Annotated in this window: 21 protein-coding genes and 1 pseudogene; 13 read left to right on the forward strand and 9 right to left on the reverse strand. The window is 65.4% G+C overall.

Annotated features, from left to right (window positions below; translation table 11 throughout):
• Positions 1-93: 93 nt before the first annotated feature.
• Positions 94-1014, forward strand: coding sequence for a hypothetical protein (locus DL519_RS16455; protein ID WP_190816062.1), 921 nt, complete (start codon positions 94-96; stop codon positions 1012-1014).
• Between the two features lie 81 nt (positions 1015-1095).
• Here the strand turns inward: DL519_RS16455 and DL519_RS16460 are convergent, their stop codons facing one another.
• From DL519_RS16460 to DL519_RS16480, 5 genes are all read right to left on the reverse strand, one after another.
• Positions 1096-2082: a DUF1996 domain-containing protein gene (locus tag DL519_RS16460; protein ID WP_190816063.1), complete on the reverse strand. Its 987-nt coding sequence runs from the start codon at positions 2080-2082 to the stop codon at positions 1096-1098.
• Positions 2083-2172: 90 nt separating this feature from the next.
• Entirely contained in the window at positions 2173-2877 is a 705-nt protein-coding gene (locus tag DL519_RS16465; protein ID WP_190816065.1) for an anti-sigma factor family protein, read from the reverse strand.
• Positions 2874-3428: a sigma-70 family RNA polymerase sigma factor gene (locus DL519_RS16470; protein WP_190816067.1), complete on the reverse strand. Its 555-nt coding sequence runs from the start codon at positions 3426-3428 to the stop codon at positions 2874-2876. Before DL519_RS16470 ends, DL519_RS16465 begins: the two co-directional genes overlap by 4 nt.
• A gap of 879 nt (positions 3429-4307) precedes the next feature.
• Complete coding sequence (locus DL519_RS16475) at positions 4308-4733, reverse strand: SsgA family sporulation/cell division regulator (protein WP_190816068.1); 426 nt, start codon at positions 4731-4733, stop codon at positions 4308-4310.
• Positions 4734-5285: 552 nt separating this feature from the next.
• Positions 5286-5957, reverse strand: a complete 672-nt coding sequence (locus DL519_RS16480; protein ID WP_190816070.1) for a GntR family transcriptional regulator — start codon at positions 5955-5957, stop codon at positions 5286-5288.
• 477 nt (positions 5958-6434) lie between these two features.
• Between DL519_RS16480 and DL519_RS16485 the strand changes: the two genes are divergently transcribed.
• The 3 genes from DL519_RS16485 to DL519_RS16495 are packed head-to-tail and all read left to right on the forward strand — an operon-like array spanning position 6435 to position 9299.
• Positions 6435-7388 (forward strand): tyrosine-type recombinase/integrase, encoded by a 954-nt coding sequence (locus DL519_RS16485; RefSeq protein WP_223840300.1) that lies wholly within the window; start codon positions 6435-6437, stop codon positions 7386-7388.
• On the forward strand, positions 7379-8314 hold the full coding sequence (locus tag DL519_RS16490) for a tyrosine-type recombinase/integrase (RefSeq protein WP_190816074.1): 936 nt from the start codon (positions 7379-7381) through the stop codon (positions 8312-8314). The genes DL519_RS16485 and DL519_RS16490 overlap by 10 nt, the downstream gene beginning before the upstream one ends.
• Complete coding sequence (locus tag DL519_RS16495; RefSeq protein ID WP_190816076.1) at positions 8307-9299, forward strand: tyrosine-type recombinase/integrase; 993 nt, start codon at positions 8307-8309, stop codon at positions 9297-9299. The genes DL519_RS16490 and DL519_RS16495 overlap by 8 nt, the downstream gene beginning before the upstream one ends.
• Positions 9300-9571: 272 nt before the next feature.
• Here the strand turns inward: DL519_RS16495 and DL519_RS16500 are convergent, their stop codons facing one another.
• Positions 9572-9793: a helix-turn-helix domain-containing protein gene (locus DL519_RS16500; protein ID WP_168587851.1), complete on the reverse strand. Its 222-nt coding sequence runs from the start codon at positions 9791-9793 to the stop codon at positions 9572-9574.
• Positions 9793-10284, reverse strand: a complete 492-nt coding sequence (locus DL519_RS16505) for a DUF2975 domain-containing protein (protein WP_190816078.1) — start codon at positions 10282-10284, stop codon at positions 9793-9795. Before DL519_RS16505 ends, DL519_RS16500 begins: the two co-directional genes overlap by 1 nt.
• Positions 10285-10507: 223 nt before the next feature.
• Between DL519_RS16505 and DL519_RS50035 the strand changes: the two genes are divergently transcribed.
• The 6 genes and pseudogenes from DL519_RS50035 (at position 10508) to DL519_RS16535 (ending at position 15636) form a co-directional block, all read left to right on the forward strand.
• Positions 10508-10843 (forward strand): AMP-binding protein, encoded by a 336-nt coding sequence (locus DL519_RS50035; RefSeq protein ID WP_223839099.1) that lies wholly within the window; start codon positions 10508-10510, stop codon positions 10841-10843.
• Between the two features lie 164 nt (positions 10844-11007).
• Positions 11008-11649, forward strand: coding sequence for a phenazine biosynthesis FMN-dependent oxidase PhzG (phzG, locus tag DL519_RS16515; RefSeq protein WP_190816080.1), 642 nt, complete (start codon positions 11008-11010; stop codon positions 11647-11649).
• 369 nt (positions 11650-12018) lie between these two features.
• Positions 12019-12228, forward strand: a pseudogene (locus DL519_RS16520) (hypothetical protein); the annotation flags it as partial.
• Positions 12229-12634: 406 nt separating this feature from the next.
• Positions 12635-13528, forward strand: coding sequence for a dihydrodipicolinate synthase family protein (locus DL519_RS16525; protein WP_190816099.1), 894 nt, complete (start codon positions 12635-12637; stop codon positions 13526-13528).
• Positions 13525-14262, forward strand: a complete 738-nt coding sequence (locus tag DL519_RS16530) for a GntR family transcriptional regulator (RefSeq protein WP_190816100.1) — start codon at positions 13525-13527, stop codon at positions 14260-14262. The genes DL519_RS16525 and DL519_RS16530 overlap by 4 nt, the downstream gene beginning before the upstream one ends.
• A 12-nt stretch (positions 14263-14274) precedes the next feature.
• The gene (locus DL519_RS16535) at positions 14275-15636 is read left to right on the forward strand and encodes an MFS transporter (protein ID WP_190816103.1); all 1362 of its coding nucleotides are present in this window, start codon (positions 14275-14277) and stop codon (positions 15634-15636) included.
• Positions 15637-16109: 473 nt separating this feature from the next.
• Here DL519_RS16535 and DL519_RS16540 read toward each other — a convergent pair whose 3' ends face one another.
• Together DL519_RS16540 and DL519_RS16545 are read right to left on the reverse strand one after the other, a co-directional pair.
• Positions 16110-16391: a helix-turn-helix domain-containing protein gene (locus DL519_RS16540; RefSeq protein ID WP_223839100.1), complete on the reverse strand. Its 282-nt coding sequence runs from the start codon at positions 16389-16391 to the stop codon at positions 16110-16112.
• A gap of 35 nt (positions 16392-16426) precedes the next feature.
• Complete coding sequence (locus tag DL519_RS16545; RefSeq protein WP_190816105.1) at positions 16427-16894, reverse strand: transposase; 468 nt, start codon at positions 16892-16894, stop codon at positions 16427-16429.
• Between the two features lie 283 nt (positions 16895-17177).
• Here DL519_RS16545 and DL519_RS46570 point away from each other — a divergent pair, with 283 nt between their 5' ends.
• The 3 genes from DL519_RS46570 to tnpC all read left to right on the forward strand — a co-directional run bounded on the left by DL519_RS46570 (position 17178) and on the right by tnpC (position 20001).
• Positions 17178-17840 (forward strand): hypothetical protein, encoded by a 663-nt coding sequence (locus DL519_RS46570; RefSeq protein ID WP_223839102.1) that lies wholly within the window; start codon positions 17178-17180, stop codon positions 17838-17840.
• 15 nt (positions 17841-17855) lie between these two features.
• Positions 17856-18245, forward strand: coding sequence for an integrase core domain-containing protein (locus DL519_RS46575; RefSeq protein WP_223839103.1), 390 nt, complete (start codon positions 17856-17858; stop codon positions 18243-18245).
• Between the two features lie 217 nt (positions 18246-18462).
• Complete coding sequence (tnpC, locus tag DL519_RS16555) at positions 18463-20001, forward strand: IS66 family transposase (RefSeq protein WP_190816106.1); 1539 nt, start codon at positions 18463-18465, stop codon at positions 19999-20001.
• Positions 20002-20041 lie beyond the last annotated feature (40 nt).

Raw genomic sequence — 20041 nt, forward strand, 5'->3', positions numbered from 1 at the left:
CAGCGATCTCTTGAACCGGTGCGGATCGGGGCACGTGTGTCCGCCGTACGTGGCTGCAGATTGGCTGGAGCCCGGGATTTGAGGGGAGAACTCATGCTATCCAAGCGAGCCAAGTACGTTGCCGTACTCGTCGTCGCCGGAGCGGTGTCGTTGACCGCGTGCGGGTTGCCGACCGTCGCGGCGGGTCCGGTGCCTGCCGCGCCGAGTGCGCCGGTCCCCGAGACCGGAAGCGCTGGCCTATCCTTCCTGGCGGGGACCGCCAAGGCGCACAATGCGCCGGCGAGGACCGGGGACTGGGCAACCGGGTCCGACGGCACGGCCAACACCGCGGACCAGGATGTTGCGCGAAAGTGGGTGCAGTTGAAGGCTTCCCGGGCAGGTGCTCTGGACCCGGTAGTGGTCAACGGTGCCGGACTGACGTTGTACCGGTTCGACAAGGACACGGCCAAGCCCTCGAAGTCGAACTGCAACGGGGATTGCGCGAAGACCTGGCCGCCGTTGACCGTGGTTCCGGGCGGCAAGATCTTCCTGGCCGGCGTTCCGAAGTCCCAGGTGGGCACCGTCAAACGGGACGACGGCAGCCTCCAGGTGACCATCGGTGGCTGGCCGGTCTACCGCTTCGCCAAGGACACCAAGCCGGGTGACGCCAAGGGCCAAGGTGTGGGCGGAACGTGGTTCGGGATCACTCCGAACGGCCAGAAAGCCGGGGCCGAAACCGGTGACGGCAGCGGCGATGCGCAGGACGGCGGCACGCAGCCGACCGAATCCGCCGGCAACGCGGTTCTTTTCGACGACCCGAATTTCAGCGACGACGGTGCTTCGCAGGGCGTGGCCGGACCGGGCTGCCAGAACGTCGCGCGGCCCGACGTGACGTCGTCGATTTCGGCGTCCGGGTCCTTGAAGCTGTGGTCCGGGCCGAACTGCACCGGCAAGTCGTTGGTCGTCAACGGTGATGTCGCCGATCTCGGCGAGGTCGGATTCGACAATGCCGTGGAGTCGGTGTTCTTCAGCTGACCTGCCGCTGGTCGTTGGTGCGTTGCCGGGCGGAGCCCTGGCAACGCACCAACGACCATTGTCACTTCGGAGGTTTCTTCCTCAGCCGATGCGCCCGCTGTTCACGACGGCCACGACGTGTGCCATCTGCTCATCGGTCATCACGTTGATGAAGTCGCTGTGATCCGTGATCGGGCTGCGCAGCTGATCCGGGAAGGTGTCGATGGCGTACTCCGCGTCGCTGGGCACGTCGTAGCCGACTTCGATGCGCAACTGCGGGACGGCGAACGAGTTGGTCGGGCATACCCCGTTGCCCGCCGGGAACACCAGGTGATCGCGATGGTTCGGGCTGTCGTTCCTCCTGCCATCCCAACAATTCGGAAAGTCGAAGACCCGGACCACTCGATGCCCGTCCGGGCACCTCGGATAGCGGTTCGTCCGCCGGTCGAGCATTCCGGAACAGGTCCAGTGCACTCGGGCGGTATTGGCCGAGCCGGTGGTGAGCGCCTTCGGGTCGCCGGTGACGGCCCGCAGGAACCGGGGCATCGGGATCACCTTGCTGGCCGGATTGCCGCGGAAACTTATCAGTGCCGAGGCGGGTTGGAGAATCGTGCCGCGGTTGTGCGGCACTTCGGCGGAACCCGGCTCGTCGCCGTTGAGCAGGCGAAGCACCGGCCAGTAGTAGGTGGACCTGTCACCGTTCACGCAAGTGGTTTCGGCTGCAGCGAGGCTCTGGTCGGTGGCGAACGCATCCGTTGCCAGGTTGCCCACGTAATCGTGTATGTGATGCGCTCCGCCGGACACGGCGGGTGCTGCGACGACGTTGTCCGCGTTGCGGTGGGCGTTTTCGTTGCGACCGCAGTCAACCGTCACCACGCCGGTCGAGGCGTCCGGGCCGAACCGGTTTTGCGGACCCATCGGGGGAACATCTGCGATGTCGACGAAATCGCCGGTCACCGGCCCCGGATCGCCATGAACACCGTGCCCGTCGACGTACCCGACGCCCAACGCCGCGACGAGCCCGACCGGCAGCAGAACCGCGGCCAGCCGCCACGCCCGGCGCCCAGACTGTCTTCGGCTTGTGGACACCGAGTCATCATCCCACTCCCGGGCCGCGGCCTGGTCAAGCCCCGCCCCGGATGTTCCGGGACGGGGCCGACGTCGGAATACGTCGCCTGGTCAGACCGGCGTGGAGACGAATCTGGTGCCCTCGAAGTTCTCCACCTCGACGGCCGCCACATCCTCCGGCGCCACCAGCGCCGAACCATCCAGCGCGCTGCCTTCGTTCGCGCCTTTCTCGGACACCAGCCAGCTACCAGCAATCTCCCGGCTACCGTCCTTGCCCACGACGACCAAGCGGCACCGTTCGCCCGCCGGTATCCCGTTGACCGCGGCGTTCAACCGCACCCAGCCAGCTGCAGGCGTGACCGTCACCGTCAGCCTCGCCCCACTGGCCGGGTCGACGGCCGTGGCGGCCTTCGTTCCGGCGGGCGGCATGGACGCGATCGGCGGCTGCGCGACGACCAGCGGCGGAGCGCTGTCACCCGCTCGGCCGATCAGCACGCCGCCGCCGAGGACGGCGGCCGCGGCGAGAACCGCCGCCGCGCCGACCACGGCGTGCCTGATGCCGTTCGCCCTGGATTTCTCCGAACGAACCTGCCGGAAGGTACGCTGCAACAGCAGGTCTGCGTCGGCCGGAGGTCCGTCCAGGAACAACTCCGGCGGGACCTCGCCCAGCACGGCACGCATCTGCTCCAAGTCCTCCAGTTCCCCACGGCAGTGTCCGCAGGACGTCAGGTGCTCGTCGATCGCGCTGTGTTCCGGTTCGTCGAGTGCGCCCAACACGTAGACGCCCAGGTCGACCTTGTGATCCTGGCTGGTCATCCGGTCACCTCTTTCCATGCGACCAACGCTGCGCCGCCCAACGCTTCACGAAGTGCCCGCAAGGCGTAGTACGATCGTGATTTCACCGTTCCCGGCGGTATTGCCAGTTCAGCGGCCGCCTCAGCCACGCTGAGTCCTCGGAAGTAGATCTGCACCAGCACGTCGCGGTGGTCTTCCGAAAGCCTATCCAGCGCCTCGGTGACGACCATCGAGTCGACCACGGAGTCGGCGTGGTCGCGCACCGCCGGCGGCGCTGTCGGCGTGGTCGCGACCTCCGGTGGACGAGCGGCCTTCGCGCGGCTGCGGTCGATGACGATGTTACGTGCCACGGTCAGCAACCACCCGCGAACGGAACCCTTCCCGTTCACCAGTGCACCGGGATTTCGCCACGCTCGTACCAGCGTCTCCTGCACGACGTCCTCGGCCGCCGCTCGATCACCGGTCAGTCGCGTCGAGTAAGCGAGCAGGGCGCGACCGTGCTCCTCGAACAGCGACCGGATCAGCGCATCATCGCCAGCGGTTTTCGTCCGACGAGACAATAAGCTCGCCATCTACCACTCCTTCCGCCCTGCAGCACCGGTGGATGGGGCTCCGATCAGGGTATTGGTAGCCACACGTAATCCAGGCCGCAACGGTTCAACGGCCGCGGCACCCTGGTACCGGACTCCGTCGTGGTCGTCGTGCCGAACCTTCGCGCGCTGGAGAGGCACGGGCTGGCGACAACCCGACCGCTAATGGGGACGCGCAAGTGAATCGCTGTGTAAGGACACGTACCCGACATCAGCGCGCACTGGTACCACTCGATCAGCGACCTCGCGGCGAGCATACTGACCTAGTCGCAGAGCCCCCATCACCGCCGTGACGCAGGCGATCGTCCTGGTGTTCCTGGCGATCATTCGCGGTCAACTATGCGGTTCACACACCCACCAGGGATGTCCGTAATAGAGGAACCTCTGCTTGAGTGGATCAACAAGCGGGCAACATGAACACTGCCGGCAATCCGAACTCCCGCTGGCTGTTCCCCGGGCGCCGCACGAACCAGCCCGTGCACCCTGAATCGCTCGCCGCCCTTGTTAACGCGCCCCCACGACGACCGGCCGGACATCCGCCGTCCTCCAGCACGTCCTCGACATGCCAGCACCGGTAATCGCTGACGCCCTCGGCTACCACCACCAGGATCGCCAGCCAAGCCCGCGCAACCTGGAGCCGCTACGCCCCTGGCGATCACACACCGCCAGCTGCACGACGAACTCGCGTAGCGGTACAGAGACGTATTCGACGGCGACGAATTCTCCGCATGCAGCGCTGCGCCTCCGGGCTGGGCGGATTCCCGGCTCGGAGACGCAGCGTGACGGAGTTTTCAGGTGTTCGACGCCGCCAGGGTCCCGCGGCTGCCGCCTGGCGTGCGGCGCTTCGGGAGAACCGGGCCACTACAGGTTGTGCGAGAACAGCCGGCTCAGCGCCTCGTCGACGTTCATCCACCGGTGTTCGTCACCGGGTGCGACCACGTCGTAGGTGTCGTTCAAGAACTCCACAAGCTGATCAGCATTCACTTCGAAGGTGGCCTGCCCCGACGGCGAGCTCAACACGATCAGGACCAACCCCGGATCGTCCAGTCGAGGGCCGATTCGCACGTCGCCTTCGCCTGCCTCGGCGACCAGCCCGTCGGCCAGCAGGTCACGGGCGATCACCCAATCCACCTGACCGGCCTTGCCCACGTTGAACTTCATGCAGACCTCGTACGGGTTGCGGCTGTCGTACCCCAGTTCCACGCCAACCGGCGCGATCACACCCGCCGGGGCTACCAGGTTGAAGACCATGGTGGCGAGCACCGTGCCGTGATCGTTTGCCATCATGTCCGCACTCCCAAGCGTCGGCTTCGCTTCCTAGATACCAGCATGCCCAACCCGGGTTCATGTCTTCTTCACGATGTCTTCAGGTCCCTGGTGGCAATCCACCCTCGGGGCTCCCAGCGAGGAACCTTCACTCGCACTGAGCCCACGGGACTCAAGGCGTCCCGGCAGCAGACGCCGGACCAACGCTTAGCTCGGAAGCGCTGGCTGCGGGCCGGGGCCGGGGGCGAGCGCTCGGTCGGTGCTGAGTTCGGGGATGGTGCAGCCCACGTGGACGACTTCCGCCACGGTGGATCGCAGAATGCGGTCGGCGACCTCTCCTCGGTTTGAGTGCGCTCCCGATGGGTTCGATGGTTCGACGTTGAAGGCACAGAACGACACCTTGCGGGGGGTCCTGAAAGAACAGGACCACCCCACCGGAGCTGTTCCATCGGACGTCCCCCGCGAACTCGCCCGCGACGGTTTCACCACCGCCCGTCCATCTCGAGCGTCTGCAGCCGTCTGCGTGGCGCGATCGCCCTAAGCAAAGCCGGAATGGCGATGGCACGGCGCGGGTCAGCGCTTCGAATCGTCTCCAGGTGCCTCGTCCGCGGCTTCCTCGGCGCGTTTCTCGCTGGCCCAGATGCCGCGGACGTGGCCGATGTGACGCCGCATGAGTTCTTCCGCACCGTCGGCGTCGCGGGCTTCGATGAGGTCGAGCAGCTCGGCGTGTTCGTGCGACGACGGGATCAGCTCGTTGCGTTCAGCGAGGGTCTTGAGGCCGTAGATGCGGGACCGTGCGCGCAGCGACCGAACTGTCTCAACGAGGTGTGCGTTGCCAGCGAACCCGAGCAGGGTGAGGTGGAACTCCATGTCGATCGTGACATGGGCGATGAAGTCATGGCGGGTGGCGGCGTCCTCGATCCCTGCTGCGAGGGGGCGCAGACGCTCGATGTCCGAAGGTGCTACCCCTGCTTCGGCAATCCGGCGCACCGTCGGGACCTCGATGAGCAAGCGGAGCTCGGTGAGGTCATCGAGTTCGCGCTCGGTCGGCTCGGTGATGCGGAAGCCCTTGTTGCGGACGGTATCTATGAGGCCTTCCTTGGCCAGGTCGAGCATGGCCTCGCGGACGGGCGTAGCCGACACACCGAACTGCTCGGCCAGGCTAGGTGCCGAGTAGACGACACCCGGACGTAGTTCGCCCGAGATGACCGCTCCACGCAGGGTCTCGATGATTTCTTGGCGCATGCTCCGGCGGCGAGGTGGATTCGGACTACGTGTTATCTGGACATCCAGATAACACGTATTGTCTGAATCTTGACGTTATCTTGAGTCGGTAACGGAGTCGCCTGAATGGCAGAGTCTTTGTGCCGCAGTTGGCGGGATAATGACGAACGTTGATCGTTTCCTGAAGTATGGCTGTTTCGTCGCTCGGGTGAAGGCTTCCTTGATCGGAAGGAGTGTTCGTGATGCGGCGGTTGGATGGCGCGAGCGTGAATGGCCCGTTGGGGCCCTACTCCGCTGGGTTCGCTCAGTGGCTGATCAGCCAGGGCTATGCCCCTTCGACTGTCGGGCATCAGTTGGGGTGGATGGGTTGGCTGAGCCATTGGCTGGCCGGGGAGGGCGTTGCGGCTGACGCCTTGTCGGAGGTGGTGGCGCGGCGCTTTCGCGGAGGTGATCCGGGCGTCGGGCCGGTCTCGGCCGACCGAGCGCGCGTTGGCGCCGATGCTGGCGTATCTCCGCAGCATCGGGGTGGCCACGGTGCCGGAGCCACCGCTGGAGACGCCACGGCAACAGCTCTTGGTTGCGTATGAGCGTTATCTGACGAGGGAACGCGGTCTGAGGCTGCTCACGGTCACGAAGTATTTGCATATCGCGTCGGTGTTTTTGGACGGTCTTCCCGATCCGTTCCCTGACGCTCTTGCCGCGCTGTCGGCCGAGCAGGTGATCGGGTTTGTCTGTGACAAGGGCGCCGGGGCGAAGAGCATCTCGGGCGGCCTGCGGGTGTTCCTGCGTTATCTGTATTTAAGCGGAACCGTCGGGCGGGAGCTCGATGAAGCGGTTCCACCGGCCGCGGGCTGGAAATTGTCAGGGTTGCCAGCGCGGCTGGACGCTGCAGCGATGGCCGCGGTCATGGCCACCTGTGACCGTGCCAGCACGACAGGGCGCCGAGATTACGCGATTCTGATGTTGCTGGCGCGGCTGGGGTTACGCGCGCATGAGGTCGCCGGGCTGGAGCTGGACGACATTCGCTGGCGGGCCGGGACGGTGGTGTTGCGCCGCAAGTGCGGCCGCAGCGAGGAACTTCCCCTGCCGGTGGACGTCGGGCAGGCGCTAGTGGACTACTTGCAGATCCGACCAGCTGCCGGCGCCTTCCGTGCGGTGTTCATGTCGGTGGTCGCGCCACGACGACCGACTACCAGGGCGGCGGTGACTTTGCTGGCGCGGCGGCACTGCGCTGCTGCGGGAGTCGCCTCGGGTGGTGCGCGTCGCCTGCGCCACACCCTGGCCAGCGATCTGCTCGCCGCCGGGGCGTCACTGTCGGAAATCGGGCTGGTGCTGGGACATCGCAGCGTTTCCGTGACCTCGATCTACGCCAAGGTGGACCGAGTTGCCTTGGCTGAGCTCGTGCGTCCCTGGCCGCTGGCCGATCCGGAGGAGGCGAACCCATGGGCGTGACGCGCGATGCCGCGCAACGGTATCTACGGATGCGCCGGTCGTTGGGCTATGAGTTGAGGGAGCCCGGTCGGTTACTACTGGACTTCGCTAATCATCTCGACGCACTGGGCGTCACGCACCTTACCGTCGATGCGATGGTGGCGTGGGCCACCGCGCCGCAAGACACCGCCGCCTATTGGCACTGGCTGCGGCTGAGCGCCATACGGGGCTTCGCCCTCCACCTGCACATCCTCGATCCCAGCCACCAAGTGCCGCCAGCCAATCTGCTCCCGCGCCAATACACCCGCCCCACGCCCTACCTGTTCAGCGACGACGAGGTGGTCGCCCTGATGCGGGCCGCAGGCCGGATGCGCCACGGACCTGCCGGGCTGACCTACCAGACGCTCATCGGGCTGTTGGCTGTGACCGGGCTACGGCCTTCCGAGGCATACCGCCTGGACCGGGACCATTTCGACCCAGACAACCGAACTCTCACGGTGTTCCGCGGTAAGTACGGCAAGACCCGCCAGCTCATCCTGGACTCCAGCACCGTCACGGCGTTGCAGGACTACGGCCGCCACCGTGATCGGCATTACCCCCATCCGGCCGAGCCGAGCCTGCTGGTGTCCATGCAACGCACCCGGCTGAACGTCATCTCCACCGAACGGTCCTTCGCCCGGCTCGCCCACACCATCGGCCTTCGGCCACGCTCCGAGCTGACCCGGCCGCGGTTGAAGGACCTGCGGCACACCTTTGCGGTCAACACGCTCCTGACGTGGTACGGGTCCGGCGTCGACGTCGATGCGCGCCTGCCGACCCTGTCCACCTGGCTCGGTCACGTCGACCCTCAAGCGACCTATTGGTACCTGCAAGCCAGCCCGGAACTTCTCGCTCTCGCTGCCGACAAGTCGCCCGCCACCGCAACCGGGAGGCATTCACATGAGTGATCTCGCGCCTATCCTGCAGAGCTTCTTCACCGACAGGATGATCACGCAGAAACACGCCAGCCAGCACACCATCCGCGCCTACCGCGACACCTTCCGGCTGCTACTGAGCTTCACCCAGCAAGCCATCGGCACCCCGCCATGGAAGCTGGACGTCGGCCAACTCGACGCCGATGTGATCACCTCATTTCTGTGCTGGCTCGAAACCACACGCAATAACAGCCCCCGAACTCGCAACACGCGCCTGTCGGCGATCCGCTCGTTGTTCCGCTACGCGGCCCTGCGCGCGCCCGACAACGCGGCCGTCATCCAGCGAGTGCTCGCCATCGAGGCCAGCCGCATCGACACCACCCTCGTCAGCTGGCTGACCGACACTGAAAGCGATGCGCTTCTGGCCGTCCCCGATCGCAGCACCTGGATAGGCCGCCGGGACTACGCCCTCCTCCTCACCGCTCTGCGAACGGGTCTGCGCGTCTCCGAACTCACCCAACTCGCCCGTCGCGACCTCCACCTGGGCGCCGGAGCGCACGTGCGCTGCATCGGGAAAGGACGAAAAGAACGCTGCACACCACTTGACGCCCAAACCATCGCGGCACTACACGAGTGGCTCGCTCAACACCCAGGCAAAGACCAAGCCGACCCGCTCTTCACGACCCGGCAAGCAACGCCGATGTCACGAGATGCCGTCCACGTCCGGATCATCAAATATCAGAAGGCCGCCGCACAGGCATGTCCCTCGCTGGCCGACAAAAACCTCACGCCGCACACCTTGAGTCATTCCACCGCAATGCATTTACGTCGCACCGGCGTGGACAACGCGGTCATCGCCTTATGGCTTGGCCATCAGGACATCCGCTCCACACAGATTTACATCCACGCTGACCTCGAATTGAAAGAACGCGCACTCGACCGCACCACACCACCAGACGTCCCGCCAGGCCGTTACCAGCCCCCCGACCACCTCCTCGCCTTCCTCGAATCCCTGTAAGCCTGCCCAGCGTTATCCCGACAGAAACCGCACATGCACCCCATTACCCCAGCAAGTCCAGCGTGCTGCTCAAGATAACGTCAAGACCCAGACAATACGTGTTCGTGAACCTCTTCGCCGAACCCAGCGGACACGCGTTGTCCTACCCGGCGGTCTACGAGTTGGTGAAACGGCTGCGGCACCGCACCGGGATCGACTTCGATCCGCACTGGTGTCGACATTCGGCGGCAACCAGGATGCTGCGCCGTTTTCACGCCCGCCTTTGGGGGACGTCATCCGCCCGCGGCGTCCTCGGCCTCCCAGCGCAGCAGGTCGCCCGGCTGGCACTTGAGCACCTCGCAGAGCGTGGCAAGCGTCGTGAAGCGCACGGCCTTGGCGCGGCCGTTCTTGAGTACCGCCAGGTTGGCGGGCGTGATCCCTACGCGGTCCGCGAGCTCGCCCACGGACATCTTCCGTTTGGCCAGCATCACGTCGATGTCGACGGCGATTGGCATCAGATCACCTCGTCCAGCTCGGCCTGCATCTGTGCCGCTTCGACATCGCGCGCGACGGCCTGGGCGAGCAGCGTCCGCAGCACGAGCACGATGAGCGCGACCCCCAGGATGGCCACGCCAACCCCGCCCATGATGACGGTGACGCCCGGGTCGTCCCGCTGGCCCGGCGCATTGAGGGCCGTGACCGCGAACCACACGAGGGCAGCCGCCACGATCGCGCCGATCACGACGTCCACGTACCGGAAGGCGGCGTGGGAGAACACGGTTCCGCGTCGCACCATCGTCACCAGCCGCCACACGCAGACCCCGATGACCTGGACCGACACCATGCCCAGGATCGTGATCACGCGCAGCGGGGTCAGCGGGAGCGACCCGTCCTCCGGGTCGCTCCCGCTGACCAACGCCCACACCATCAATGCCTGTACGAACACGGTGCCGACGAGCACTACCACGAGCACGGCACGCAGCGCACGCACTGTCAGCTTTCCCATGGCCCACCTTCCATCGATCTGCGATGGAAATCTATCGAATTTCGATAGGCGAAGCAAGGCTGGGACGGAGGGGCGGGCGGCGGTTTCGCACCGTGGCGGGACGCCGCCGCCCCCTCCCATGGCATGGCGGTTGCGCTAACGTCGCAGTGCGGTTTGAAGGTGAGCAGTTGACGTACGCCGAGCTTGATGGCGTGCGACGCTACTTGCCCGGCAGCTCGCGACCTTGTGTGCGAGACCGGAACGGGTTGTCGCGGTGGCACTTCCCCGTTCCATTGAGCTCGTGGTCACGCTCGTCGCGATCCTCAAAGCCGGTGCGGCGTGTCTACCGCTTGACGTCGATCTGCCGGCCGAGCGGCTCTCAACTATGCTTGAGGACGCAAATCCTGTGGCGGTCATCGGCAGGGACGAGATCACGGCGCAGCCAAGGACCGATTTGGTCCGTTCGGGACCCGAATCCCCTGCCTGTGTCATTTATACTTCCGGATCCACCGGTCGCCCGAAGGGTGTGTTGGTGGAGCACCGCGCGATCGTCAACGAACTACGGACTGATCATCTATAATGTGGCGCAGATCAGTTTCCGGCAAAGCGTATGTCCACAAGGGATGATGTCGCGAATGAACGCGACCGTCCGATTCCTGAAGAACGACCTCGCCCGCCTAGTGTTATATACCGCGATCCACGGCCGTGGATGACTCACATTAATAGGAATATGGGGATAAGTGAATGGAAAAGAAGGCGCCAACGAAAACTCTCAGCGGCGACGAGAGTCTCGTACTGCCGGAATTCGACACTCCGCTTGAAGATCCGATCGAACTGCTTCATCGTTGGCTGACCATCGCTGCCGATCATGACGTGCGGGAACCCCTCGCGGTCTCGCTCGCGACCGCAGACGAGCATGGCCGACCGGTAAACAGAATCGTGCTGATCAAGGAGATCACCAACTGTGCGATCGTGTTCACCTCGCACACCAGCGGCCGCAAAGGCCGGCACATCGCGGTTAACCCATTCGCGGCAATGAACTTCTACTGGCGCGAAACATTGCAGCAAATCACAGTCTCAGGTCCTGTCGAGCCGCTACCGGCGGAAAAATCCGACGAACTTTTCGCCGAACGGCCGGTCGCCGCGCAGGCGACAACTGCAGTATCAGCCCAAAGTACCCCGCTGCACGACGAGCAGTCGCTGCACACCAGAGCACAGGAACTCACCGACGCGAACGAGCCACTTCCCCGCCCGGCCGGATGGGGCGGTTATCGCTTGGTCCCGGACACCATCGAGTTCTGGCAAGGTAAATCAACCAGGCTGCATCGCAGACTTCAGTACACCCGGACCGGCAATGACTGGTCCCACGTACGCCTCCAACCGTGAAGCTCGTCGCCACCACGCGGACTGCGCAGGGTTGTCGGCCTCGACAGATCGTGCAGCGCTCCACTGCAGCAAACGCGCGACGACCGGGCACTTCAGTTGACGGGGATCGCCAACTGAAGTGGCCGCCCGAACTATCGTGTGGTGTGTGAGTCAATGGGAGCAGGCCACGCTGTCAGCCCCCGAACGCAGGCGTTGTTCCCGGTCTACCGGTGAAAGGTAACGGCTCTGGACGGCTGAGCCTACGGACGCGAGTGAACTTGAAATTCAGGCACCGGCCCACAGGTCCGCGGACAGATACTTAAGGAGTCTTCGAGATTAGCCGGGTTCGGGCGGGCTTCGGCCTGCTCCATCGATGACTTACGGTAGTCGAGGAAACTGTGCACATTGGACGTTCTCGCCGACGCCCTTGGCGACGTCAGCCGCTCCGCGATCGGCGGCGTCATCCGCGAGACGCGGCCGTTTCTGGAGCAGGACGGCCATCTCCCGCCCCCAGCGTCCGCCCGTTACCGCACCGCCGCCGAACTCCTCGCCGCGGCGTCCGCGCCGAACCCAACGAGAACCGACACGCCGAAAAGTTGATCTTTTACTTCACAAGATCGGTCAAGAAGGGCCGGGGAGCCCTGCCAAGGCTCTAGGCATCCTCTGAACTCGACTGTTCCAAGGTCGATTCTTCTGAGCTCGCTCCTGCACGGCGGGCTCGTGGCTTGCCCGGCGGAACCCTGTGTGACGCCTCTGGCATCAGTGCCCTGTCCGGGAACAACGCACGAGGTGAGACGCTGCGGTCGAACCCGGCACGCCGACCGCGAAGGTCCTTCTGGGCCCGCTACCTGCGTACTTCGTCTTCCGCGATCCCGAAATAGTCCCCACGGCGGACCTGTTGACGACGTCCAGGACACGACGTAGCTTCAATACCGCGCTGACATGTCAGAGAGATTTCAAGGCCAGTTTTGGTCGGCGCAATCGATCTTCTTCCCGAGGAGAACCTGTGAACCTGACCCTGGACGGCGTGCTCGCATTCCCGGCCACGCCGATGGACAACGCCGGCGATCGCCTCGACCTGAACGCCTATGAGAGCCTGCTGGGCTGGCTCAGCGAGGGTGGGGTGCACGGCATCATCCCGCTGGGCAGCACCGGCGAGTTTGCCTACCTCGACCCGGACGAGCGACACTCGATCGCCGAGGCGACGGTGAAAACGCTCAGCGGCCAGGTTCCAGCCATCATCGGGGTCTCCGCTGTCACGACCCGCGACGCTGTCGCCTACGCCCGCCATGCACAAGACATCGGCGCCGACGGGGTCATGCTGAGCATCCCGACCTACTACGCCCTCGGTGCCGAGCAGGTGCTGGCCCACGTCCAGGCCGTGGCCTCGAGCACCGAGCTTCCCCTGATCCTCTACAACAACCCCTTCACCTCCCAGGTCGACCTCACCACCGACCTGCTGGAGAAGCTGGTGGAAAATCCGACGCTGGTCGCGGTCAAGGAAGCGACGATGGACGTCAACCGAATCCCGCTGATCCAGCAGACCGTGGGCGACCGGTTGGAGGTTCTCGGAGGTGGCTTCGACCCCTACGCGCTGCCCGCGTTCGTCGCCGGCGCCCGGGGGTGGACCACCGGGATGGCCAACCTAGTCCCCCGGCTGTGCGTGCAGCTGCACCAAGCCGCGGTGCAGGACCGCGACCTCGACCGGGCACAGCAGCTCGACCGTGCTCTCGCGCCACTGGCCAACTTGCTGGTCAACAACAACCTCAGCGCCGCGGTGAAGTGCGGTCTACGGCTCATCGGCCGCCCGGCCGGTGCGCCGCGCCCGCCCCTGCAGCCCGTGGGCCCCGAGGTCGAAGAGCAGCTGCGCACCGCACTCGCCGCGCTGGACCAGGCATGACCGACGACCTCGACGCTTTTGGTGTCAGCGGCCGCAACTATCGCGGCCGGCTCAGCATCGTCGGCGTCCCAGCGACCTCACAGTCCGACGCGGCCTACGACGCGATCAAAACCGACATCGTGCAGTGCGTGATCCCACCGCGCGCCCGCCTCACCGAAGCCGAACTCGCCGACCGCTACAAGCTCGGGCGGGCCTCGATCCGCGTCGCGCTCAACCGCCTCTACCAAGAGGCACTCGTCGACGTCCTGCCCCGCTACGGCTACGTCGTCGCCGGCGACGACGAGCTCGGAACTCGTGATCTCTACCAGCTGCAGCTGGTCCTCGAACCCACCACAGCCCGACTCGCAGCCGGGCGGGTCGACGCCAAGCAACTGCTCGATCTCGATGCTCGCTGCCGCGACGCCAAAACCGTACGCACCCTCGACGACGCCACCCGGTTCCTGCACGCCAACACCAACTTCCACGCCGCCATCGCCCACGCATCCGGCAACGCCCTCATGACCCGGTTCGTGCGGATCCTCTTCGAGCGACTCGAACGTCAGATCTATGCATCCGGCAAGGCCGTCGAAATCGTCGCCAACGTCGCACACACCCACGAGGAGCTCGTCGAGCTCCTGATTGAGGGCAGCGACGACGCCGCCGAGGCCGTAGCCCGCCAGCAACTCGCCGACAACCACCAGATCATCACCGAGACCATGACCGGCCGACGCCGGTCCAGCTCAAAAGAAGCCTAGGAGCGCCACACCGTGAGCACGTCCACCAATGAGTCAACGGTTCCCGCCCGCCCCGACCGCACAGCGAAACGCCGGGTCCTGCTGTCCAGCCTCGCCGGCACGACCATCGAGTGGTACGAATTCTTCATCTACGGGCTCGCCTCGGCCCTGGTCCTCAACAAGGTCTTTTTCCCGTCCTTCGACTCGGTCGTCGGCACCCTGCTCTCGTTGTCGACATTTGCCGTCGCGTTCGTCGCCCGCCCAGTCGGCGCGGCCATCTTCGGTCACTTCGGAGACCGCCTCGGCCGCAAGAACGCGCTGGTCATCACCCTCACCATGATGGGTGGCGCAACCTTCCTCATCGGTCTCCTGCCGACCTACGCCACGATCGGTGCGCTCGCCCCGATCCTGCTGGTCCTATTGCGTCTGGTGCAGGGCCTGTCGCTGGGCGGCGAGTACAGCGGCGCCGTCCTGATGTGTGTTGAGCACGCCGGACCACGACGACGCGGACTGTTCGGCGCCATCGTCAACTCCGGCTCGGCACTCGGACTCATCCTGTCCAACCTGGTGTTCATCGCAGCCTCGGCGATCGCCGGACCCGACTTCCTCACTTGGGGCTGGCGGCTGCCGTTCCTGGCCAGCGCCGTCCTGGTCGTGCTCGGTCTCGTCGTGCGGCTTAAGGTAGAGGAAAGCCCCGAGTTCATGCAGATGCGCTCCGACACCGACAGCCGTCGCGCACCCATCGTCGAGACCTTTCGCAAGCACCTGCGCCCGGTCCTGCTCACCGCCCTGGCCTATATCGCCGCCGGCGTCACCTTCTACATGGCCGCGGTGTTCTCCCTGTCCTACGGAGGTGTACATCTCCAGGTCGGCAACAACACCATCCTCACCCTCGTGCTGCTGGCTTACTTGTTCAACTCCGTTGCGATGCCGTTCTTCGGCTGGCTGTCGGACCGCTGGGACCGGCGCAAGATCTTCCTGATCTCGGCAGCGCTGCTGCTGCCCACCCCGTTCATCTGGTTCGCCCTGCTCGAGACCCGCAACTACGGGCTCATGCTCATCGGGTTCATCGTGCTGTTCATCCCGTTCAGCGCCAACTACGGTGTCCTGCCCACCTACTTCTCCGACAGCTTCCCCGCCCACATCCGCTACACCGGAATGGCCATCGGCTATACCCTCGGCACCATCCTCAGCGCAGCAGCCGCCCCGCTCATCGCCACCGCCCTACTCGCCGCCACCGGCGGCTGGACCGCCATCGCGGCGTACATGGGTCTGTCCGCGATCATCTCCCTCATCGCTGCCTTCTTCCTCCACGAGCAGCGCACCACGGCGCAGGCACCCCGATCCGAACCCACCGCAACTCCCACGCTCGGCGGCGAAGCAGTACCGGCCTGACACCACCGAGATGGGGCGAGCGATAGGCCCAGTCTGTTCTGGAGGCTGAACTCCGGAACAGGCACTCGCGGACACTGAAGTTGCGCCTTCCACAAGACGTCGCTCTTAGCCTCGATCCACCGATGGCCGCTGGTGATGATCTTTCGGTATTTGGGTGATCTTGGTTCATAGGGGGAGTCCGGTGTGGTCGAGGAAGGAGAAACACAGTGGTAGTTGTTGCCGATGCGGTCCAGGCCGGTGTCCGCGGCGGTGTGGGCTTCGTCGATGGTGTCGGGGCAGAGGTTGGCCAGTTCGGTGGCTTTGAGGTTGCCCAGCAGGTCGGCGAGGAACTCGATCAGCGAGGTGGTGTTGTAGCTGCCCGGTTTGGCAAGGAACACCAACGCGGCTTGGCTGCGGTCGGGCCGGTAGACCAGCGCGGCCGACATCGACATTCGGGTCCAGGCGAAACGGTGCCGCAGTACCGGGGCCTGGCCTCACGGCGCCCAGGTGGCTCTGACGGCTGGGATCAGCGAGAACCCCGCTTTCGTCCTGGAAACAGATCCACGCTCCTCGTCGTCGGGCCCCTTTTTTATCCGTGGCCACTCGACCTTGATCCATTCCTCGATCGCTTCGTCATCGCGCTCGGCAGCCCGTCGTGCCGGACTCTGCCGGCTCCAGCCCAGCCGCTCGCCCAGGATCGACCAGGTCTGCGTCAGCGAATACCGGACCCCAGTGATCCGCTCGATCACCTCCGCAACCCGGGCCAAAGTCCACATCTCGGTGGCAAACCCGTTGGCACATGGGCCTTTGATCAACTCAGCCTCGACCTCCGCGCCGGTGTCGGGATCCTGGAGGCCTCGGGGTAGCGCACCGGTGTCCAGGCGTCGTCATCATCGATGGTGGCGATCGCAGCCCGGATCGCCGGGTTGTTGACCACGGCGATGGAGAACCAGTCCCCGGCCTTGCAGGCGGCGGTGACCACCGCGCCGGCGTGGTAGGCCGAATCTGCCCGCACCCAAAGCCTCCCGCTGGCCCCGGCCGCTTTCGCGGTGGCCAGGGCTTGGGTCAGCAGGCCGGCCGCGCCCCGACCCGAGCCCGCGGACCCGGACCGTAGCCGCATCGCGGCGATCACCGGCGCCGCGATCGGCGTGGACAGGGTGGCCACCAGCGGCGACAGTCCCCGCAGCCGCACCGGATAGCCACCGACCTTGGTGTGCCCGAACCGCGCGCCCTGCTTCTTCTTGCCATACACCCGATGCAGCAGCGAATCAATGTCCACAAAGGTCACCTGATCCGAGCCGTCCAGTATCGGTGTCCGTTCGGCGAGATTGATCAACAACCGGCGGGCCGCCGAGGCTTGCTGCAGGGTGTGGCCGTGGGTGAACCCACGGTGAGGTAGGTTCCCGGGCGCGGTGTCGGTGTTGCCGCCGGTCCGCTTCCCGGGAACCCCCTCCCGAACCCGGCGTACTGATCTCTCAGTACCTGTCGGGTTCCAGAAGTTGGCCGCGCTCGTGACCTGCGGTGATCGACGGGCGGCGGCAATCGAGGCATGATCGTGTGCCGTGTCGTCGCGCCTGCTATATCTGATCTTCGTTCGGCTTCTGGAATGGCTGCTGTTGCTCGGCCGTTCGTCGGCGGCCAAGGACGTGGAATTGCTGGTCCTGCGCCACGAGGTCGCCGTGCTCCGCAGAACGACCCCCAAGCCGCGCCTGGACTGGGCCGCCCGCGCAGTCTTCTCCGCGCTCATCCGGCTGTTACCGACGACGCTGCGTCGGCACCGTCTGGTCACGCCGGATACGGTCCTGCGCTGGCACCGTCGGCTGGTCGCCAAGAAGTGGACGTACCCACACCGATCCGGGCGCCCACCGATCGACAAAAACCATTGCCAAGCTGATCGTCCGCATGGCCACAGAGAACAACACCTGGGGTTACCAACGAATCCGGGGCGAGCTCCTCAAACTCGGCCACCGCGTGGGCGCGTCGACGATCCGCAGGATCCTCAAACAGCGGCAGATACCGCCAGTGCCGCACCGGCACGCCGACACCAACTGGCGGCAGTTCCTGCGCACCCAAGCCTCGCCATGCTGGCCGTGGACTTCTTTCACGTGGACTGCGCAGTCACCCTGAAACGGGTCTACGTCCTGTTCGCCCTGGAAATGCACAACCGCGCCGTGCACATCCTCGGCACGACCGCGAACCCGGACGGACCATGGACCACCCGGTAGGCCCGTAATCTTCTGATGGATCTCGGCGAGCACACCGCCGAGTTCACCTTCCTCGTTCGCGATCGAACCGGTCAATTCACGGCATCGTTCGACGCGGTGCTAGCTGACGTCGGCGTCCGTGCTGTGAAGATTCCTCCCCGCTGTCCACGAGCGAACTGCTTCGCCGAACGATTCGTGCTCACCACCAGGACCGAACTCACCGACCGCATGCTGATCTTCGGTGAACGACACCTACGAACCGTACTGGCCCACTACGTACGGCACTACAACGGTCGGCGACCGCACCGAGGTCAGCAGCTCCGACCTCCACAGCCAGACCACCCCGTCCCTAACCTCAACCACGAACGGATCACACGACGCCCGGTCCTCGCGGGTCTCATCAACGAATACGAACCCGCAGCATGAAACTGCAGATCAGCCCCACCGGCCGAGTATTGGAACCCGACAGGCAGATCGGCGCGGCATGGCGAGCCAAGGAACTGCTGCGTAAACATTCAGCCGGTGCACTGTGTGTAGTGCCAGCGGTGCTGGCGTAGCGGTCTGTGACTGCTGGGACTGGTGTGGTTTCTGTGTCGGCGTGTCGCTGGCTGATCTTCTGGTTCGGAACTGCTGTGATGCTGGGGTGCCTGTGCCCGAGGAGATGACCCGTGACGAGTTGATCGAGCTCGTGGGTGAGCAGGGCGCGCGGATCACGGCGCTGAGCGAGCAGATTGCGGTGCGAGACCGGCAGATCACAGTGATGGCCACGCAGATGGCCGAGTTGGCGGAGGTCAACGAGACGCTGGGCGAGAGACTGGCGAAGCTGGAGCATGTGCTGTCCCGGAACAGCAAGAATTCGTCATCTGCTCCGTCCAAAGACGACGGCCCGGGCAGGACACCGCCTCCGGCGAAGGCGAAACGCGGCGGCGCGTCGAAGCGGAAGGGCAAGCAGCCCGGGACACCGGGCGCGAACCTGGCCTGGACCGATTCCCCGGGAGATCACAAGGACCGGTTTCCCCGGGGCGTATGCGAGTGCGGCACTGACCTGGCCGGGGCACGGGATCTGGGGGTGGTGGATCGCTACCAGCAGCACGAGATCCCCCCGGTGTCGGTGAAGATCACCCAGTACGACCAGCACGCGGTGCGCTGCGGCTGCGGCAGGGTGCACACCGCTGCCCGCCCGGAAGGCGCCCGTCCCGGGCCGGTGGGCTACGGCCCGAACCTGCAGGCTTTCGCTGTGTATCTCATGGTTGTGCACTTCATTCCCGTACACCGCTGCGTCGAGCTGTTGGCATCGCTGACCGGCGCCGCGCCCAGCGTGGGTTTCGCGCACGGCATGCTTACCCGCGCTGCGGGCGTGTTGACCGAGGTCGACACGCGGATCCGCACGCTGATCACCCTGGCCTACGCTGTCTGCTGCGACGAAACCCCGCTGCGAGTGGGGCCGCGTACACCCAAACCGGGCAAGAAGAAAGCCGAGAAGTACCTGCTGGTCGCCTGCACCGAACTGTTCACCCACTACCTGCTCGGTGACCGGGACCTCGCCACGTTCAAGGCGTTCGTGATCCAGGATCTTGCCGGCTCGGTGATCGTGCACGACCGCTACCAAAACTACGACTCCGCCGAACTGGGCGAGCTGACCCACCAACTGTGTTGCGCTCACCTGGGTCGTGATCTCGATGGTGCCGGCGAGGTCTATCCCGATGCGCACTGGCCCACCCAGATCGCCGGCGCACTGCGCGGGCTGATCCACGAAGCCAACCTCGCCCGCGCCACCGGCCGGGACGCGATCGAGCAGACCATCAAAGACGAGCTGATCAAGCGGTTCCGGGACGGTGTTCGGGTCGGGCTGTCCGACACCACCGGTCACGGAAACCGGCCCGGTGAGCGCAAGGCCCGGCTACTGCTGGAAGTCCTGCGCGACCGCGAGCCCGACGTGCTGCGCTTCGCCCACGACCTGAAGATTCCGCCCACCTCCAACCAAGCCGAACGCGACCTACGGCCCGCCAAGGTGCAACAGAACATCTCCGGGCGGCTGACCAGCGAGAAACGCACCAAAGACCGCTACCGAATCCGCGGATACCTCTCCACCGCCAGCAAGCACGGCCGCAACATGATCGAAGCCCTCCGCGAGGCCATCCGCGGACACCCCTGGATGCCACCGGACCCCACCCCAACCTGACCCGCGCCAACCCCGACCGGCACCAAACCCATCGGGCGAT

The organism is Saccharopolyspora pogona (assembly GCF_014697215.1).
In the GTDB taxonomy this organism is placed as follows: Bacteria; Actinomycetota; Actinomycetes; order Mycobacteriales; family Pseudonocardiaceae; genus Saccharopolyspora; species Saccharopolyspora hattusasensis.

Excerpts from the sequence above, each read along its gene's own strand:
- DL519_RS16455 (WP_190816062.1), top strand. The coding sequence starts at position 94 with ATGCTATCCAAGCGAGCCAAGTACGTTGCCGTACTCGTCGTCGCCGGA.
- DL519_RS16465 (WP_190816065.1), bottom strand. The coding sequence starts at position 2,877 with ATGACCAGCCAGGATCACAAGGTCGACCTGGGCGTCTACGTGTTGGGC.
- DL519_RS16470 (WP_190816067.1), bottom strand. The coding sequence starts at position 3,428 with ATGGCGAGCTTATTGTCTCGTCGGACGAAAACCGCTGGCGATGATGCG.
- DL519_RS16475 (WP_190816068.1), bottom strand. The coding sequence starts at position 4,733 with ATGATGGCAAACGATCACGGCACGGTGCTCGCCACCATGGTCTTCAAC.
- DL519_RS16480 (WP_190816070.1), bottom strand. The coding sequence starts at position 5,957 with ATGCGCCAAGAAATCATCGAGACCCTGCGTGGAGCGGTCATCTCGGGC.
- DL519_RS16485 (WP_223840300.1), top strand. The coding sequence starts at position 6,435 with ATGCTGGCGTATCTCCGCAGCATCGGGGTGGCCACGGTGCCGGAGCCA.
- DL519_RS16490 (WP_190816074.1), top strand. The coding sequence starts at position 7,379 with ATGGGCGTGACGCGCGATGCCGCGCAACGGTATCTACGGATGCGCCGG.
- DL519_RS16495 (WP_190816076.1), top strand. The coding sequence starts at position 8,307 with ATGAGTGATCTCGCGCCTATCCTGCAGAGCTTCTTCACCGACAGGATG.
- DL519_RS16500 (WP_168587851.1), bottom strand. The coding sequence starts at position 9,793 with ATGCCAATCGCCGTCGACATCGACGTGATGCTGGCCAAACGGAAGATG.
- DL519_RS16505 (WP_190816078.1), bottom strand. The coding sequence starts at position 10,284 with ATGGGAAAGCTGACAGTGCGTGCGCTGCGTGCCGTGCTCGTGGTAGTG.
- phzG (WP_190816080.1), top strand. The coding sequence starts at position 11,008 with ATGGAAAAGAAGGCGCCAACGAAAACTCTCAGCGGCGACGAGAGTCTC.
- DL519_RS16530 (WP_190816100.1), top strand. The coding sequence starts at position 13,525 with ATGACCGACGACCTCGACGCTTTTGGTGTCAGCGGCCGCAACTATCGC.
- DL519_RS16540 (WP_223839100.1), bottom strand. The coding sequence starts at position 16,391 with ATGTGGACTTTGGCCCGGGTTGCGGAGGTGATCGAGCGGATCACTGGG.
- DL519_RS46575 (WP_223839103.1), top strand. The coding sequence starts at position 17,856 with ATGGATCTCGGCGAGCACACCGCCGAGTTCACCTTCCTCGTTCGCGAT.